This is a genomic window from Phenylobacterium sp. J367, assembly GCF_024699985.1.
Lineage (GTDB): Bacteria > Pseudomonadota > Alphaproteobacteria > Caulobacterales > Caulobacteraceae > Phenylobacterium.
In genome coordinates, this window is record NZ_JAJONA010000001.1 from 839363 (window position 1) to 854244 (window position 14882).

15 protein-coding genes are annotated in these 14882 nt (G+C 69.3%); 10 read left to right on the forward strand and 5 right to left on the reverse strand.

From position 1 onward, the window contains the following. Window positions 1-105: 105 nt before the first annotated feature. The 8 genes from LRS04_RS04625 to LRS04_RS04660 all read left to right on the forward strand — a co-directional run bounded on the left by LRS04_RS04625 (window position 106) and on the right by LRS04_RS04660 (window position 5578). Window positions 106-318, forward strand: a complete 213-nt coding sequence (locus tag LRS04_RS04625; RefSeq protein WP_257815363.1) for a hypothetical protein — start codon at window positions 106-108, stop codon at window positions 316-318. Between the two features lie 188 nt (window positions 319-506). Beyond that, the gene (locus LRS04_RS04630) at window positions 507-2210 is read left to right on the forward strand and encodes a hypothetical protein (protein ID WP_257815364.1); all 1704 of its coding nucleotides are present in this window, start codon (window positions 507-509) and stop codon (window positions 2208-2210) included. Window positions 2211-2272: 62 nt separating this feature from the next. Next, entirely contained in the window at window positions 2273-2569 is a 297-nt protein-coding gene (locus LRS04_RS04635) for a hypothetical protein (protein WP_257815365.1), read from the forward strand. Beyond that, window positions 2566-3264 carry a hypothetical protein gene (locus LRS04_RS04640; RefSeq protein ID WP_257815366.1) on the forward strand — a complete coding sequence of 233 codons (699 nt, stop codon included), beginning with the start codon at window positions 2566-2568 and terminating at the stop codon, window positions 3262-3264. Before LRS04_RS04635 ends, LRS04_RS04640 begins: the two co-directional genes overlap by 4 nt. Before the next feature lie 17 nt (window positions 3265-3281). Beyond that, the gene (locus tag LRS04_RS04645; RefSeq protein ID WP_257815367.1) at window positions 3282-3824 is read left to right on the forward strand and encodes a hypothetical protein; all 543 of its coding nucleotides are present in this window, start codon (window positions 3282-3284) and stop codon (window positions 3822-3824) included. A 349-nt stretch (window positions 3825-4173) separates the two neighbouring features. Beyond that, complete coding sequence (locus tag LRS04_RS04650) at window positions 4174-4671, forward strand: hypothetical protein (RefSeq protein WP_257815368.1); 498 nt, start codon at window positions 4174-4176, stop codon at window positions 4669-4671. Between the two features lie 85 nt (window positions 4672-4756). Next, complete coding sequence (locus LRS04_RS04655; protein WP_257815369.1) at window positions 4757-5119, forward strand: DUF4844 domain-containing protein; 363 nt, start codon at window positions 4757-4759, stop codon at window positions 5117-5119. A 9-nt stretch (window positions 5120-5128) separates the two neighbouring features. Continuing rightward, entirely contained in the window at window positions 5129-5578 is a 450-nt protein-coding gene (locus LRS04_RS04660) for a hypothetical protein (RefSeq protein WP_257815370.1), read from the forward strand. A 154-nt stretch (window positions 5579-5732) separates the two neighbouring features. Here the strand turns inward: LRS04_RS04660 and LRS04_RS04665 are convergent, their stop codons facing one another. Beyond that, the gene (locus LRS04_RS04665) at window positions 5733-6758 is read right to left on the reverse strand and encodes a ribonucleotide-diphosphate reductase subunit beta (RefSeq protein WP_257818959.1); all 1026 of its coding nucleotides are present in this window, start codon (window positions 6756-6758) and stop codon (window positions 5733-5735) included. Between the two features lie 360 nt (window positions 6759-7118). Between LRS04_RS04665 and LRS04_RS04670 the strand changes: the two genes are divergently transcribed. Next, window positions 7119-7775, forward strand: a complete 657-nt coding sequence (locus tag LRS04_RS04670) for a glutathione S-transferase family protein (RefSeq protein ID WP_257815371.1) — start codon at window positions 7119-7121, stop codon at window positions 7773-7775. Between the two features lie 3 nt (window positions 7776-7778). Here LRS04_RS04670 and LRS04_RS04675 read toward each other — a convergent pair whose 3' ends face one another. From LRS04_RS04675 to LRS04_RS04685, 3 genes are all read right to left on the reverse strand, one after another. Further along, entirely contained in the window at window positions 7779-8573 is a 795-nt protein-coding gene (locus LRS04_RS04675) for a lipid A deacylase LpxR family protein (RefSeq protein WP_257815372.1), read from the reverse strand. A gap of 182 nt (window positions 8574-8755) precedes the next feature. Then, the gene (locus LRS04_RS04680; RefSeq protein ID WP_257815373.1) at window positions 8756-10612 is read right to left on the reverse strand and encodes a ribonucleoside-diphosphate reductase subunit alpha; all 1857 of its coding nucleotides are present in this window, start codon (window positions 10610-10612) and stop codon (window positions 8756-8758) included. A 255-nt stretch (window positions 10613-10867) separates the two neighbouring features. Continuing rightward, window positions 10868-12649 (reverse strand): SLC13 family permease, encoded by a 1782-nt coding sequence (locus tag LRS04_RS04685; protein WP_257815374.1) that lies wholly within the window; start codon window positions 12647-12649, stop codon window positions 10868-10870. Window positions 12650-12820: 171 nt separating this feature from the next. On the opposite strand from LRS04_RS04685, the gene LRS04_RS04690 reads away from it, so the two are divergent. Continuing rightward, the gene (locus tag LRS04_RS04690) at window positions 12821-13879 is read left to right on the forward strand and encodes an acyltransferase (RefSeq protein WP_257815375.1); all 1059 of its coding nucleotides are present in this window, start codon (window positions 12821-12823) and stop codon (window positions 13877-13879) included. Here LRS04_RS04690 and LRS04_RS04695 read toward each other — a convergent pair. Continuing rightward, on the reverse strand, window positions 13842-14849 hold the full coding sequence (locus LRS04_RS04695; RefSeq protein WP_257815376.1) for a hypothetical protein: 1008 nt from the start codon (window positions 14847-14849) through the stop codon (window positions 13842-13844). The two genes, LRS04_RS04690 and LRS04_RS04695, sit on opposite strands and share 38 nt — an antisense overlap. Window positions 14850-14882 lie beyond the last annotated feature (33 nt).

Here is a 14882-nt window from a genome sequence, read left to right on the forward strand (position 1 = left end):
ATCTCGCTGCTCCCCCAGAGAAGCGCCTCCGGAGCCACCTCGACAGTCATTGGGAGTGGATCGCGAACGCCGCGCATCACCAGATTTCGGCGCAGATTGCGGACAATGACGGTGCGGCAAAGCCGGACGCTGAGCCAGATCGACACCCCGCCGAACGCGATTATCGTCACCGGGGTCAGCCATCCGGGAATCACACCGAACTCCGCCAGGAGATTGGCGAGCAGAACGGCGAACGCCCCGCCAGCCATGCTGGCCGCCAACGTGATGATGAAGGGCCAGGGCGCGCTGGTAATGGGGGCCATCGCCTGTCCGGCATAAGCCTGGCCCTCGCCGATCTTTACCTCACCTTCGATGCGCATCCGCTCCCCCGCGCGTCAGGCGGAGCCCACACCGCGCCATCGATCCCTTGGGCAGCCATCCTGCCTGCCGGCCGCGGGAACTCAAGGATCGCGCCGCGCCCGCGCCATCCTTGACTTGCCGCGGCCGGCAGGCTCGCATCCCGCCCCGTGGACCCTGCCCCCGCGCCGCCCGCCAGACCCCGCCCGCGCTGGCTGAAACCCCTCGGCTTCGCCGCCGTGATCGCGCTCCACGTGGCGGCCTTGCTGCTGGTCGGTCTCCTGATGCTGCTGACCAATCCCCTGACCGACCAGCGGCTGCCCTGGGCGCCGTTCTTCCACGCCTGGCCCTTCCTCGCGATCGTCAGCCTCGCCGCGCTCATCTGGCAGCACCGGGAGCGCGGCGTCTGGCTGCTGGCGGTCGCCGTCGGGCTCGCGCCGTTCGTGGCGACCCTCGGCCTCGCGCTGGCCGGTCCGGGCCAGGACGGACCGAAGCCGCAGCGAAGCCGCCTCGACCCTGCCCGTCTCGACTGGCGCGTCGTCCGCGGGGATCCGGCCTCGATCGAGATCTTCAACGGTGATGGCCACTGGAGCCTGAGTTGCGCCAGCGGGGCCGACCTGATCCTTACCGGCCCGATCTCGCCGTACCGGCCGGAGCCTGTCGTTCTGGTTCTGGGGGAGGCCCGCATCCCCATGGAGCGCCGGATCGAGGCGGGGCCCCTCGCCCACGCCGCCCGCCGTCTCGACGGCGAAGTCCTGGCCGCACTCACGCCCTCCGTCCCGTCGCGCATCCTCCTGGACGGCGCCAGCATCGAGCTCCGCCCCCTGCCGCCCGCCGTGGCGGCCCCCTTCGCCGAGGCCTGCGCCGCCGTCCACCGCCAATGGATCGCCGACGGCGGCTGGTGCGCGCAGGCCCAACGCCTCACCGCCGACCTACCGCCGTCGTCCCCGAACGCGACCGGCTCGCCGGGGAATGGCGCCGCCGAGGGTGCGCCCCGCTTCCCGGCAGCGGCCCGCCCGCGCCCTAGCCCCGACGCCACCGCGCAGCGGCGGGAGGGACCGCCAACGGCCGAAGGGGCTCCGCTGCGGCGCCTAGGGCCGTCGCGCGCGGGCGATCAGCCAGCCTCCGAGAAGCGCCAGACCTCCGCCGGCTGCGAGGCTGGCCCAAAGCCACGCGATCACCGCGGGCGGCAACTCGAATGGCCACCCGACATAGCCCTTCCGGCGACCCGGCAGCCACATCCAGAAGAGGTAGAGCGCCGGCCCGGCGAACGGCAGGCCAAGCCCGATCAACCCATAGCCCAGGGCCCGCCGCATCTGCTCTGCGCTGGGTTGGGCTCCCGCCTCAGCCTGTTCCAACCCTCCGGGTCCCCCGCCGTCGATCCACGGCCGCCATCCTGCCTGCCGGGTGCCGGAACTCAAGGCTCGCGCCGCGACCGCGCCAGCGGCGGCGCGCCCGCGCCGTCCTTGACTTGCCGCGGCCGGCAGGCTCGCATCGAGGGTGGGATTGGGGGCTCACGGATGTTCACTGACGCGCCGCCTACGGCCCCGGCCGCCGAAATCCAGTCCATGTCGCCTGAGCAACTGGCGGACCTCGATTGCCTGACCGTCTTCATGGCCGCGGAAGGTGCGGATGCATCGGCGACCGAGGCCCGCCGCCGCGGTCGCGTCTATGCTGACCGGCTCGCCAAGAGCGATCCGTCACGGGACTGGCGGAAGCTGGCCGCATCGCCCGCCGGAATCACCTATGGCGCCTTCATGCGCGGCCAGCAGAACTGCCCCCGAAGGCGCAGCGGACGTCTCTCCCCGAACCCCGGTGGGAAGCGTCTCTCACCGCGGCGGGCGACTGGCAGATACACCTCGGCGTCGAGCTAGGACCGCACGGCCATCGCCTCGTCGCGAGCTGTCTCCGTGCTTGCAGGCCGTCGAGGGTCCAGGTGCAGGACGTCGGCGATGCGCCGCTCGGCCTCTTCCAGCTCATGGACGGCGACGACCTCGTCTATTCGACCTGGGCCAGCGGCTCTGCCTACCGCGTCCGGGTGTGGTCGGTACGCGGTGGCCACCTCGCGCAGGTGCTCGAAGCCTCCACCCGCGACCGGCCCGAGTTCGTCACCGGTCGTGACGGCGCACCGGAGGTCCGCACGACCGAGGCGGACGGCGGGACACAGCCTCGACGGACCGTCGTCTGGCGCTATGACGGAGCGGCTTTCCAGCGGATCGAGCAGACGCCATGACCCGCGAACAGCAGGCGCTGCTCCGTCCGCTCTTCGTTCATTTCCATCAGGACTTCGACCTGGAGCCGGAAGGCCACGCGCGCACGCTTCTGGTCGCCTATGCGCATAGGCTGGGAGAAGCCGGCCGGGCGGCATTCTGCGAGGCCCTCCGCACCTTGCTCGACGATAACCGGGACGAGGACGCGTTCCATCGGGCCGCCTGGGCGGCAGGCGCTGGCATGGCCCCGCAGCGCGCAGACCACGAGAACAGGCGGCGCTCCGGCGCGGCTGCCTTCCTCGCTATGGGCGTCGCACTGACCTTCGCGGCACTGCCGGCGGGGGCCTGCAGCATCGTCACCAACGGAAAGCCTTTAACGAAGCGCGAGTTGCTCCGAGAGGCGCAACAGACCGTCGAGCGGGCAACAGCCATCATTGATGCCGAGGTCGTCACGCCGTCGCACTTCAATCGGCCCGCCTTGCTGCGCGCCGAGCGGGTCTTGAAGGGACCAGCCCAGCCCTATTTCAAGATTGCCCCGCCGACCTCCTGCGACCAGATCTTCAATCGTGTCGGCGAGCGGCTGAGGGTGATCCTCATGGGCGGCCCCGAGACCTTCTTCGCTCCAGACACGTACCCGGCCAGCGCCGCTGATGTGGATCGCATCCTCGGCTCCGACCGTAACACGGTGTGGCCGTACGCTTCCGGCCGCAAGGACTGAGGGCTGCCTCCAACCTCATGCGCCACTTCATCACCCTGATCGTCCCGTCCGACGGCGTCGTCGCGCTCGATGCCGTGATGACGCGGCATGGCCGCCGGGCGCAGCCGATGGACAATCCTTCCGTCCGCGAGGTGCTGCTCGACGGGGAGCGGCAGTATCTGACGACCGCCGGGCCGTGCGACTGTGGGACGGTCCTCGGCGTCACGCCGGTCGCCGCCGAGGAGCTGGAAAACGACCTGGCCCGCGAAGCTGCGCGCCTGACCCGCAAGGGCTGGTCCGCCGCGAAGATTGCCCGTGCGCTCGACGACCGGCGGCGCGCCGACGCCCGGCCCAAGGGCCGCGACGGCCCCGACAGTCTCGACCTCTGGACCGAAGTCCTCGCGGGCCTGCGGGACGGCCTGAAGCTCCCTTACGCCGGCCTTCTCGTCCACGCCTACCGGGGCGGCCTCGAAGACGAGATCATCTCCGCCACGCGCCGGGCGGTGGGCCGGGGGATACCGCATCCGGAGGGCCTGGCCGCGCTCGTCGAGGACGAGGTGACGATCTTCCCGCTTCGGTGAGCCGGGGGACACCCGCCTTCACCTCTCCCGCGCAGCGGCGGGAGGGGGACCGCGCCCCGCAGAGGGCGTGGTGGAGGGGGCAAGCGGCCGGCAGTGCGTGGGGCCCGCCCCCTCCACCGTCCGCTCTTCGCTGCGCTCGGCCGACGGTCCCCCTCCCGCCATCGCTACCGCGCTGGGGGAGGTGAAGAGCGCCACGCCCCGCCGTCGATCCCACAGCCAGCCATCCTGCCTGCCGGCGGCGGGAACTCAAGGATCGCGCCGCAACCGCGCCCGCGGCGGCGCGCCCGCGCCGTCCTTGACTTGCCGCGGCCGGCGGGCTCGCATCGAGCGTGGGAATCGGGGGCAAGGCATGTTGCGGCGTCTGCTCATCCTCGCCGCCGTCGCGGCCGGCTTGATCGCCCTCGCCCTGATCGGCCTGCGCTTCACGCCAGCGGCTCGGGGCGCAGCGATTCCGGCCGCAGCCTTCGCCGCGGCCCGCGCCGGAGACGATGCGCGCTTCCGCACCTTGGTCACGCCCAACGCGACACTGTGGTCCTACTTCGACTTCGCCAACCCGCTCACGGCCGCGAACACGCGCGATTTCCTGCGAGGCTGCCAGCCCGTCCGCACTGCCACCGCCATCGACACCGTTTCCATCCGCTTCGACTGCGTCCGCGACGCGCGGGGCAGCTTCATCGTCGACGCGACGCTCTGCCGTGGTCGGCTGCACATCGTACGCTGGCCCGAGCAGGGTCGCCGGCTCCTGACGCCCATGCCGCTGCTCTTCGACCTGGTCTTGCGGGCTTTCGGCCAATCGCCCTGCCCACCGGCCCCGCTTGAGGGCGTGCGGCTCATGACCGCTCCTTGACTTGCCGCGGCCGGCAGGCTGGCATCGACGACGCTTCGCATGGCGCGCGGAATGCCGCCGAAGCCGAGGCTCGAAAGGACGTCCCTTGCTCGCCCCGCCGCCCGACGCCCTTGTCCGTCTCGCCGCGCTCCACGGCCAAGCGAAGTTCGGGTCGAAGGACGGCGGGCTCTACACCGGCATTCACGATGCAGCGCTGCGGCAAGCTTCCGAGGCGGTCGTCAATGAGGCGATCGCCGAGGTCATGATGATCCTCCGCGCGAATCCGGCCGGCCGCGCTGCGATCCTCGATGTTTTCCGCCGCAATCTTGGACGCCTCGACCTCACTGACACCGAGGACCGGGAACGTGCCTCTGGCTACTTCGAGGAGATCATGGACGCGGTTGGTCTCGAAAGCTCCGACGGGCTTCTGAACATGTGGATGTATGGGTTCGACCCCACCGACCTCTGAGCGACCGCCATGGATCTTCGCCGCCTTGTGAAGCCGGTCGCCTTCGTCGGTGTCTTCGTTCTCTACGTCGCGGCGTTTCTGCTGCTCGCGCTGCTGTTCCTGACCGACCAACGCCTCCCTTACCGCGCAGTCTTTGGCGTCTGGCCGCTCCTCATGCTGGTCGGTCTCATCGCACTGCCCTGGCGGCATCGCGAGCGGGCGGCTTGGCTCCTTGCCCTCGTCATCGGCCTGGCGCCGTTCCTGGCTGTTGGCCTGCTTGTGGTCGAGGCCCGGCTCCGGTCGACGCCGGTCCGCACCGAAGCGGAGGCGCTGGCCCGCGGGCAGGCCGCGCTTGGCGCGACGCTGATCGCCGGCCGACCGCTGCGGGCCACGCGCGAACAATCGGGACCGTGGCGTGTGGAGGTGATCACATCCGACGACACCGACTTGGCGGCTGTGATCGACCCCGACACCGGCTAGGCCGTCGTCTTCCGCGGCGAGCTCCACATGCCAAAGCCGCGCTAGGTTCTCCGCCTCCTAGCGAAAAAGGCGCCGCCCGCACTCAAGCGAACGGCGCCGCGCCACTCGATCCCGGACGGCCGCCCCCGCGACGTCCGGGAAGCACACGCTGCCCTTATTCCGCCGGGATGTTCTCGCCCGCCGCCCGCTTCGCCATCATCGTGTCGAAGCTCGCCCAGACGCCCTCGTTGCCGTGCCAGGCGCCCTTGGTGGCGGCCTTCGAGTACTCGGTCGACCGGGCCTCGAAGAAGTTGGCGTGCTCGACGCCCGAGAGCATCGACTGCAGCCAGGGCAGCGGGTTCTCCTTCACGCTGCCGTAGACCTCCGGCAGGTCGAGCTGGCGCAGGCGCCAGTCGGCGATGAAGCGGATGTACTTCTTGATGTCGTCCGGGGTCATGCCCTGGACCTCGCCGGCCTCGAAGGCCAGGTCGATGAACTTGTCCTCCAGCCCCACCACCGTCTTGCAGCAGTCGACGATGTCGTCGGCGACGCTCTTGGTGACCGCGCCGGTCTCCTTGTTGAAGGCGTGGTAGAGCTTGATGATCCCTTCGCAGTGCAGGCTCTCGTCGCGCACCGACCACGAGACGATCTGGCCCATGCCCTTCATCTTGTTGTGGCGCGGGAAGTTCATCAGCATGGCGAAGCTGGCGAAGAGCTGCAGCCCCTCGGTGAAGCCCCCGAACATGGCGAGCGTCCGGCAGATGTCGGCGTCGGTGTCGACGCCGAAAGTCTGCATGTAGTCGTGCTTGTCGCGCAGCTCCTGGTAGTCGAGGAAGGCCGTGAACTCGCTGTCGGGCATGCCGATCGTCTCGAGCAGCAGGGCGTAGGCCGCGATGTGGATCGTCTCCATGTTGGAGAACGAGGCCAGCATCATCTTCACCTCAGTCGGTTTGAAGACTCTGGCGTAGCGCTCCATGTAGTTGTCGTTCACCTCGACGTCCGACTGGGTGAAGAACCGGAAGATCTGGGTGAGCAGGTTGCGCTCGCGGTCGTTGAGCTTGGAGGCCCAGTCCTTGAGGTCCTCGCCGAGCGGCACCTCCTCGGGCATCCAGTGGACCTGCTGCTGCTTCTTCCAGAAGTCGTAGGCCCACGGATAGCGGAACGGCTTGTAGGCGTAGGAGGGGGTCAGCAGGCCCGGCAGGGGGGCGAGAGGGCGTCTTGGTCAGAGACGAGTTGCTCACTGGGCGACTCCCGTACGCGCGTTCGTGGATCGGATGGCCCACAAGGTGGCGCCGAATGGGGACAACATCTAGCGCCAAGTTGGCGCAGGCTCCCAACATGTTGTGAAGAACGTGGGGATAGTTACGCGTTTCACCTCCCCCAGCGCGAAGCGATGGCGGAGGGGGGGACCGCTCGCCGCAGAGCGAGTGGTGGAGGGGCAAGCCCACGCGCCGCGCTCGCCGCTTGCCCCCTCCCCCATTCGCTCTACAGCCAGCAAGCTGGCTTCGGCGAACGGTCCCCCTCCCGCCGCTACGCGGGGGAGGTGAAAGGGAGGAACGGCATGGCTCCGTATAAGCTCTACAGCGCCCAGGGCTCGGGCGGCGTGGCCGTGGAGGCGGCGCTGACGCTGATGGGCCAGGCCTACGCTCTCGTCGAGGCCATGACCTACGAGCCGGACGACCCCAGCGGCGACGCGGTGCTGGCGGCCAACCCGCTGCGCCAGGTGCCGGCGCTCGTGCTTCCTTCCGGCGAGACCCTGACCGAGAGCGCGGCGATCCTGATCCGGCTCGGCGAGTTGCACCCGGAGGCGGGCCTGGCGCCGGGCGCGGACGATCCGGCCCGCGCCGCCTTCCTGCGCTGGATGACCTTCGTCTCGACGGCGATCTACGCCCACTACTGGCTGAAGGACGATCCCTTCCGCCTGGTCCCGGACGCGGGCCAGCACGCGGCGGTGAACCGGCGGATCGAGGACCGCATCCTGGAATGCTGGGGCGTGATGGAGGCCGGGACGGAACCTGGCCGCTACATCCTGGGCGACACGCTCACAGTGCTCGACCTCTATGTGGCGGTGGTCTCACGCTTCCGCCCGCGCCGGCAGCGGTTCGCCGAGGCGGCGCCGCGGCTGGCGGAGGTGTCGAAGCGGGTCGATTCGGACCCGCGCCTCGCCAGCTTCTGGCCCGAGCGCTATCCGTTCTTCGAGGGCTGGGACCGGATGTAGGGTCTACTGCCCGGGACGGATCGCGAAGGTGAAGGCGGCGACCGTGTCGTCGGTGGTCTTCTGGCCGAAGATCATGTTCTCGCCGCGCACCTCGCGGTGGACGACCCCGAACGAGGTCTGCACCGAGCCCTTGCGCCAGCCGACGCCGACCTGGGCGTCGCCGACGAGCTGGGAGGTGGCGTCGGTGGTCCAGCCGGCGCGGTCCCAGTCGCCCTCGTTGCGCAGCATGTTCATGCCGACCGCCCGGCCGCTGGCGGCGGCGAACAGGTACCAGCGGCCGCGGTCGCCGAAGGCGGCGCCGTCGCCGACGCCCATGTCCTTGAGCTGTTCGACCGCGCGCTCCTCGCGGGTCTTGGGGGCCGAGAGCCGGAGCTCGGCGCCCGCCTCGGCCGAGCCGCCGCGGTTGCCCATGCCGAGGCCGGCGTGGGGCGAGAGGTCGACGTCGAACTTGCCGGCCTCGAAGCTGACGGCGTTGGGCCAGGTGCGGATCAGGCTGACGTCCACGTCGCGGGCCTCGAACTGGCTGCGGTCCGGCGAGAGGACGAGGCCAGGCGGTGTGTCGAGCACGCCGCCGACGCTGACCCGCAGCGAATCCACCGCGCCGGCCTTGCGGGCGGGGAGCTGCACCTGGCTGGCGCTGAAGCGCAGCGCCTGGCCGTCGTCGCGGACCACGTCGCGCTCGGCGAACGCCGCGGCGTTCAGGGCCTGGGCCTGGGAATTGGGGACGAACGATTGGGCGCTCGCCGCTCCGGCGCCGCCGCAGGAAAGCACGATGGCTACGAAAGCCAGCCGCCGCATCCTTGTTATCTCCCAGCCCACGTCATCTAGCGTGGTTTCAGCCCAAGTGTTCCACGGAAGTGGCGGGCCTCAAACCGGAAATGTGTCGGTTAAGCCTAATGCCAAAGGAAAAGGCCGCGGGAATCCCGCGGCCTCCTGATTAACGGCGAGGGTAAACCCCGAGGATATGCTTCAGAGCTTCACTATTGGCAGGCGAGGCATTCCTCGTAGTCGGTCTTGCCGCCCTGGGTCATCTCGACCGGCGCCAGCCCCTCGCCCCCCGCATGCGCCGCCCGCTGCACGGACTTGCTCCGCAAGTAATAAAGAGATTTGCAACCCCGCTCCCAAGCTGTCCAATGCAGCATGTGAAGATCCCACTTCTCAATATCCCCCGGCAGAAAGAGATTGACGGACTGGGCTTGGCAAATGTCGGGGGTTCGATCAGCGGCGAGCTCGACGACCCAGCGCTGATCGATCTCGAAGGCCGTTTTATACACGTCCTTCTCGTCCTGCGTCAAGAAATCGAGGTGCTGGACCGAGCCTTCATTCTCGAGAATGGAGTCCCATACCGCCGAGGTGTTCTGGCCCTTCTCGTCGAGCAGGGCTTCCAGGTAGGGGTTCTTCACCGCGAAGGAGCCCGAGAGCGTCTTGTGGGTGTAGATGTTGGCCGGGATCGGCTCGATGCCGGCGCTCGTGCCGCCGCAGATGATCGAGATCGAGGCGGTCGGCGCGATGGCGATCTTGTGGCTGAAGCGCTCCATCACGCCGCGGTCGGCGGCGTCCGGGCAGGGCCCGCGCTCGGCGGCCAGGGTCCGCGAGGCGGCGTCGCAGCCGCGGCGCAGGGTCTTGAAGAGCCGCATGTTCCAGCTCTTCGCCAGCGCGCTCTCGAAGGGCACGTTCTGCGACTGCAGGAACGAGTGGAAGCCCATCAGTCCGAGGCCGACCGAACGCTCGCGGGTGGCGGCATAGACGGCGTTCTTCATCTCCGGCGGCGCGCGCTGGATGAAGTCCTCGAGCACATTGTCGAGGAAGCGCATGACGTCCTCGATGAAGGTTGGATGGTCGCGCCACTCCAGGAACTTCTCGGCGTTCACGCTGGACAGGCAGCAGACCGCCGTCCGCTCCACGCCCAGGTGGTCCTTGCCGGTGTGGAGCATGATCTCCGAGCAGAGGTTCGACTGGCGCACAGACAGGCCGAGCTCGCGCTGGTGCTGGGGCATGGCGCGGTTCACGGTGTCGGAGAAGATCAGGTAGGGCTCGCCGGTCTGCAGGCGGACCTCGAGGATCTTCTGCCAGAGCGAACGGGCGTCGACCTCGCGGATCACCTCGCCGGTCTTGGGCGAGCGCAGGCCGAACATGGCGCCGTCGCGGACGGCCTCCATGAACTCGTCGGTGATCGACAGGCCGTGGTGGAGGTTCAGGCTCTTGCGGTTGAAGTCGCCCGACGGCTTCCGGATCTCCAGGAACTCCTCGATCTCCGGATGGTGGACGTCGAGGTAGACGGCCGCCGAGCCGCGGCGCAGCGAGCCCTGGGAGATGGCCAGGGTCAGCGAGTCCATCACGCGGATGAAGGGGATGATGCCGCTGGTCTGGCCGGCGCCCTTCACCTTCTCGCCGATGGAGCGGACGCCGCCCCAGTAGGTGCCGATGCCGCCGCCGTTGGAGGCCAGCGCCACGTTCTCGTTCCAGACGTTGACGATGCCTTCCAGGTTGTCGGGCACGGCGTTCAGGAAGCAGGAGATCGGCAGGCCGCGGTCCGCGCCGCCGTTCGACAGCACCGGGGTGGCCGGCATGAACCAGAGGTTGGAGATGTAGTCGTAGATCCGCTGGGCGTGGTCGGCGTCGTCGGCGAAGGCCGTGGCCACGCGGGCGAACATGTCCTGGTAGCTCTCGCCCGGCAGCAGGTAGCGATCCTCGAGCGTGGTCTTGCCGAAATCGGTCAGCTGGGCGTCACGCGTGCGGTCGACCTCGACCTTGCGAACCAGCTGAAGCTGCGGGCGCTCGGCGCGGGCCTCGCGTCCGGCCTGTTCGACGATCCCAACTTTCGCCGCTTCACTCATCGTCCTGTACCCGTCCCCTATAGGGAACCCGGCTCTCACCGTGGTCCCCGCCCTGGCCCCTACATGTTGTGTGTCCCAGCACCCAACCTGCCCACATATGGGGACACAGTGGCTAAGGAGTCGTCAATGAGGCGGCCCGTCCGCCCCCAGGCTTTTTTCGTAAATCGAAGGTTAACAAGCTAATTCGCCCTCGGCAGATCAAGGTCTTGGCCGAATGGTCGCAGGGACCCACTCACGAGACTGTGAAGAGATCGCTCAACCCTGAAGTGGCCACACCTGAGCTATCAGCAGGGTGCCCGCAACCAGGACGAGAAGGCTCAACGGCGCGCCCAGTCTGGCGTAGTCGCCGAACCGGTATCCGCCCGGCCCCATCACCAGCGTATTGCACTGGTGGCCGATGGGCGTGAGGAAGTCGCAGGCCGCGCCCAGCGCCACCGCCATCAGGAACGGGTCCGGGTTCAGGCCGAGCAGCCGGGCCAGCGCTGCGCCGATCGGAGCCACGATCAGCACCGTGGCCGCGTTGTTGAGGAACGGCGTCGCCGCCATGGCGGCCATCATCACCGCGGCCAGCGCGAGCAGGGGCGCCTGACCGCGGAAGACCTCCGCGAGGCCGCCGGCCAGCAGGTCGGCCCCGCCGGTGGCTCGGATTGCGTCCGAGACCGGGATCAGCGCGGCGATGAGCACCAGCACGGGTCCATCCAGCGCCGAATAGGCCTCGCGCATGCGGATCGCCCCGATCATCACCATCGCCACCGCCGCGCCGAAGAAGGCAATGGCCACCGGCGCCACGCGGAAGGCGACCAGCACCATGGCCGTCAGCAGAATCGCGGCCGGCAGGATGCGGTGCCGGATGCCGCCTAGGCGGACGGCCCGTTCGGCGAGCGGCAGCAGGCCCAGGGTCTTCAGCGCCCCCGGCAGGGTCCGCTCTCCGCCCTGCAGGACGACCACGTCCCCGGACCGGAGCCGCACGGTGTTCAGCTCACGGGTGCTCCGGTAGCCGGAGCGGCTCACGGCCAGGAGGTTGACGCCGTGCTGGCCATAGAGGTCTTCCTGCTGGGCCGAGCGGCCGGCCAGCATGGAGTCGGCTCCGACCACCGCCTCCACCACCCGAACCTCCTCCGTCGGCTCCTCCATCGCCACCGGCCGGTCGGACCGGGTCATCTTCAGCTTGGCGCGGGCGATCACGTCGTCGAGCGCCTGATGGTCTCCCTCCAGGAGCAGCACGTCACCGGGGCGCAGGCCGGTGTTCGGGTGCGGCGCCGACCGCCGCTGACCACGGCGCAGCAGGGCCATGACGGTGACCTCGCCGCCGCCCATGGCGTGCAGGTCCCGGACGGCGCGCTTGCCGAGGACCCAGTCCTCCGGGACCTCCACCTCCGTGAAGTAGGGGGCCGTGTCGATGGCCGCGTCCAGCGTCTCCGCCGCCACCCGCGCCCTGGGCAGCAGGCGGTAGCCGAAGCAGAGGAAGACGAACCCCAGAGCGGTGATTCCCAGGCCCACCGGGGCGTAGTCGTACATCCCGAACGGCTGGCCGAGGATCTGCTGGCGGACTTCCGACACCAGGATGTTCGGCGAGGTGCCCACGAGGGTGACGGTCCCTCCGATCAGCGAACCGAAGGCCATGGGCATCAGCAGCGCCGACGGCGAGGTGTTGGTGCGCCGCGCAACCTGCAGGGCGATCGGCATCATGATCGCCAGCGCGCCGACGTTCTTGGTGACCATGGACAGGATGGTCACCGCCGCGGTGAACAGCGGGACCTGGGTGCTCGGGCTGGTCAGCCGCGGCAGGATCGGCCGCAGGATCGACTCGACGATGCCCGACCGCGCGAAGGCGGCGCTGACCACCAGCGCGCAGGCGATGATCACCGTGACGTCGTTGGAGAAGCCGGAGAACGCCTCCTCGGCGGGGATCACACCGATGATCACGCCGGCCAGCAGGGCGCCCAGCGCGATCACGTCGTAGCGCCAGCGTCCCCAGATGAAGCAGACGATGGTGATCCCGATCAGGCCAAAGGCCAGACCCTGTTGCAGCGTCATAGACATCCCTCTCGCCGGGGGAGGTCCGGCGTCCGGAGCTAGAACGCGCGAGCTTCGCCAATGGACTCGGGCGCGGATGCGGCGCCCGCGAAACGGGCCGGGGCCGACATCTCGCCGCGCCCCCTGATCTGACCGGTTTCCTGATCACCGTCCCGTGATAATGGGGCGTCCATGGAGCATGCGCCGCAACGCAATACCGTGGTGGGGATCCAGTACCTGCGGGCGATCGCCGCCCTGCTGGTGCTCGTCCACCATGCGCGCAATCCCAGGCCCTGGCTGTTCAACCCGCTGAAGGGTTGGGATTTCACAGCGGGCGTCGAGATCTTCTTCGTGATCAGCGGCGTGATCATGCTGGTCGCCGCCCGTGACGAACGGCCGGCGGACTTCATGCGTCGGCGGATGATCCGCGTCGTGCCGCTCTACTGGATTGCGACGCTCACCTGGCTGGCCTGGCTGGCCTGGCGCGACCTCGACCTGCCGACCACGCGCGATCTCCTGTTGTCGCTCGGCATGATCCCGCACGAGGGCAGCCTGCATCCGGGGATCGTCTGGCCCGTGCTGGTGCCCGGCTGGACGCTGAACTTCGAGATGTTCTTCTACGCTCTGTTCGCCGTGGGCCTGGCCTTCCGGCGGGTGATGGCCGTCGTCCCCGCCGCCCTCCTCCTCCTGGTCGGCGCGGGCTACGCCTTCTCGCCCGACGACCCGATCCTGAAGACCTACACCAGCCCGCTGCTGCTGGGCTTCCTGGGCGGGCTGGGCGTTGTCTGGCTGCGCGAGCGATCGCCGGCCTTCGCGCGGGCCTGGCCGCTGGCCCTGGTCGGCGGCGGCCTGCTCTGCGTCCACTTCAGTCCCTGGTTCAGCCTGCCGAAGGTGGCGGTGATCGGCGCGGCGACCCTGCTGGTCGCCGGGGTCATGGCCCTGGAGCCGCTGATCGCGCGCCGGCCCAGCAAGCCCCTGTTGGCGCTGGGCGACGCCAGCTACGCCATCTACCTCTTCCACACCCTGGTCCTGGCGGTCGTCGCTTGGCGGTGCCGGACGATGGACCTGGAGGCCTGGCCGCAGTTCCTGACCGTGGTCGGCCTGGGCATCGGCCTCTCGGTGGCCGCCGGCCTGGCGGTGCACTACTGGATCGAGAAGCCCATGCTGAAGGGCCTGCTGAAACTCGGACGGCGGCGCGGCCGCCCGCCCGGCATCACCTCGGCGGAGCCGGCGCCGTCGCGGGCTTCGTAGCCGCCGTTTCCTGCACCCGGGCGCCGGCCAGGATGTTCTCCATCGAGTAGTTGCCCTCGTGGCAGGCGTATTCGTAGATCGGCCCCTCCGCCGGCCGCCACGGCATCTCCGCCCGCCAGGCGCCGAAGTTGTCGGGATCCTCGACACTGAAGTCGTAGAGAATGCTGTCCGGGCCCGTGCGGGTGAACCGCTCGATCACCCTGGCCTTCGGCCCGTACGCGAAGCCCCCGCCCATGGTGTAGATGTAGCCCTGCGGGCGCAGGTTGGTCGTCTCGACCACCAGGGTCTCCCCCTCCCAACGGCCCACGGAATCGCCCAGCCAGGAGCGCACCGCCTCGGCAGGCCGGCCTGCGTCGGTCAACCGGATGATCCGGACGTCGTGGTTCATCTCGATCTCGATGGCCACATGGTCGCGAGTCTGGACGATCCGGTAGTGGCCGTTGAAGCCCGAATTCATCATCGGCGGTCCCTCGGGGGAGCCGATGGCCGTCAGGCAGCGCTCGTCGGTCGGCCGATATTCGTAGCTGTCGAAGCCCCTGCCGCGGCTGAGCTCCCGGGTCAGCGCCTTGCCGGCCTCGGTGAACGGGATCCGCCCGTCGGCCGGCTCGACGATCCAGGAGGACCGCGCCTTGCCGTCGATGCGGGCGGCGGCCAGCCGCATCTCGATGAAGTCGGCGTTCGCCACTTCCTTCACCTCGGGCGGTGCCGGCAGGTTCGGGTCGATCGGCGCCGTGCCGACCAGGGGCTCGACCATCTTCTTGAAGCCGGCCTCGAACGCCGCGACCTCGTCCTCGCCGAGCTCCAGGGTTTTGAAGTTGGGCGGGCGCTGCAGGAAGGTGATGGCGGTGTTGGTCCAGATGCCCTGCAGGTCGGGATGGCCGAAGGGCGTGCGCGGCGCCTTGTAGGGCTGGGCCGCGGCCGGCGCGGCGGCCAGCGCCAGGATCAGGAGGCTCGCGGGAAGACGCAGCATGGCTCGCTCCATTCCAGGAGCCGCCAGCTTCCG

Excerpts from the sequence above, each read along its gene's own strand:
- LRS04_RS04625 (WP_257815363.1), top strand. The coding sequence starts at position 106 with ATGACGGTGCGGCAAAGCCGGACGCTGAGCCAGATCGACACCCCGCCG.
- LRS04_RS04640 (WP_257815366.1), top strand. The coding sequence starts at position 2,566 with ATGACCCGCGAACAGCAGGCGCTGCTCCGTCCGCTCTTCGTTCATTTC.
- LRS04_RS04645 (WP_257815367.1), top strand. The coding sequence starts at position 3,282 with ATGCGCCACTTCATCACCCTGATCGTCCCGTCCGACGGCGTCGTCGCG.
- LRS04_RS04650 (WP_257815368.1), top strand. The coding sequence starts at position 4,174 with ATGTTGCGGCGTCTGCTCATCCTCGCCGCCGTCGCGGCCGGCTTGATC.
- LRS04_RS04660 (WP_257815370.1), top strand. The coding sequence starts at position 5,129 with ATGGATCTTCGCCGCCTTGTGAAGCCGGTCGCCTTCGTCGGTGTCTTC.
- LRS04_RS04670 (WP_257815371.1), top strand. The coding sequence starts at position 7,119 with ATGGCTCCGTATAAGCTCTACAGCGCCCAGGGCTCGGGCGGCGTGGCC.
- LRS04_RS04675 (WP_257815372.1), bottom strand. The coding sequence starts at position 8,573 with ATGCGGCGGCTGGCTTTCGTAGCCATCGTGCTTTCCTGCGGCGGCGCC.
- LRS04_RS04680 (WP_257815373.1), bottom strand. The coding sequence starts at position 10,612 with ATGAGTGAAGCGGCGAAAGTTGGGATCGTCGAACAGGCCGGACGCGAG.
- LRS04_RS04685 (WP_257815374.1), bottom strand. The coding sequence starts at position 12,649 with ATGACGCTGCAACAGGGTCTGGCCTTTGGCCTGATCGGGATCACCATC.
- LRS04_RS04690 (WP_257815375.1), top strand. The coding sequence starts at position 12,821 with ATGGAGCATGCGCCGCAACGCAATACCGTGGTGGGGATCCAGTACCTG.
- LRS04_RS04695 (WP_257815376.1), bottom strand. The coding sequence starts at position 14,849 with ATGCTGCGTCTTCCCGCGAGCCTCCTGATCCTGGCGCTGGCCGCCGCG.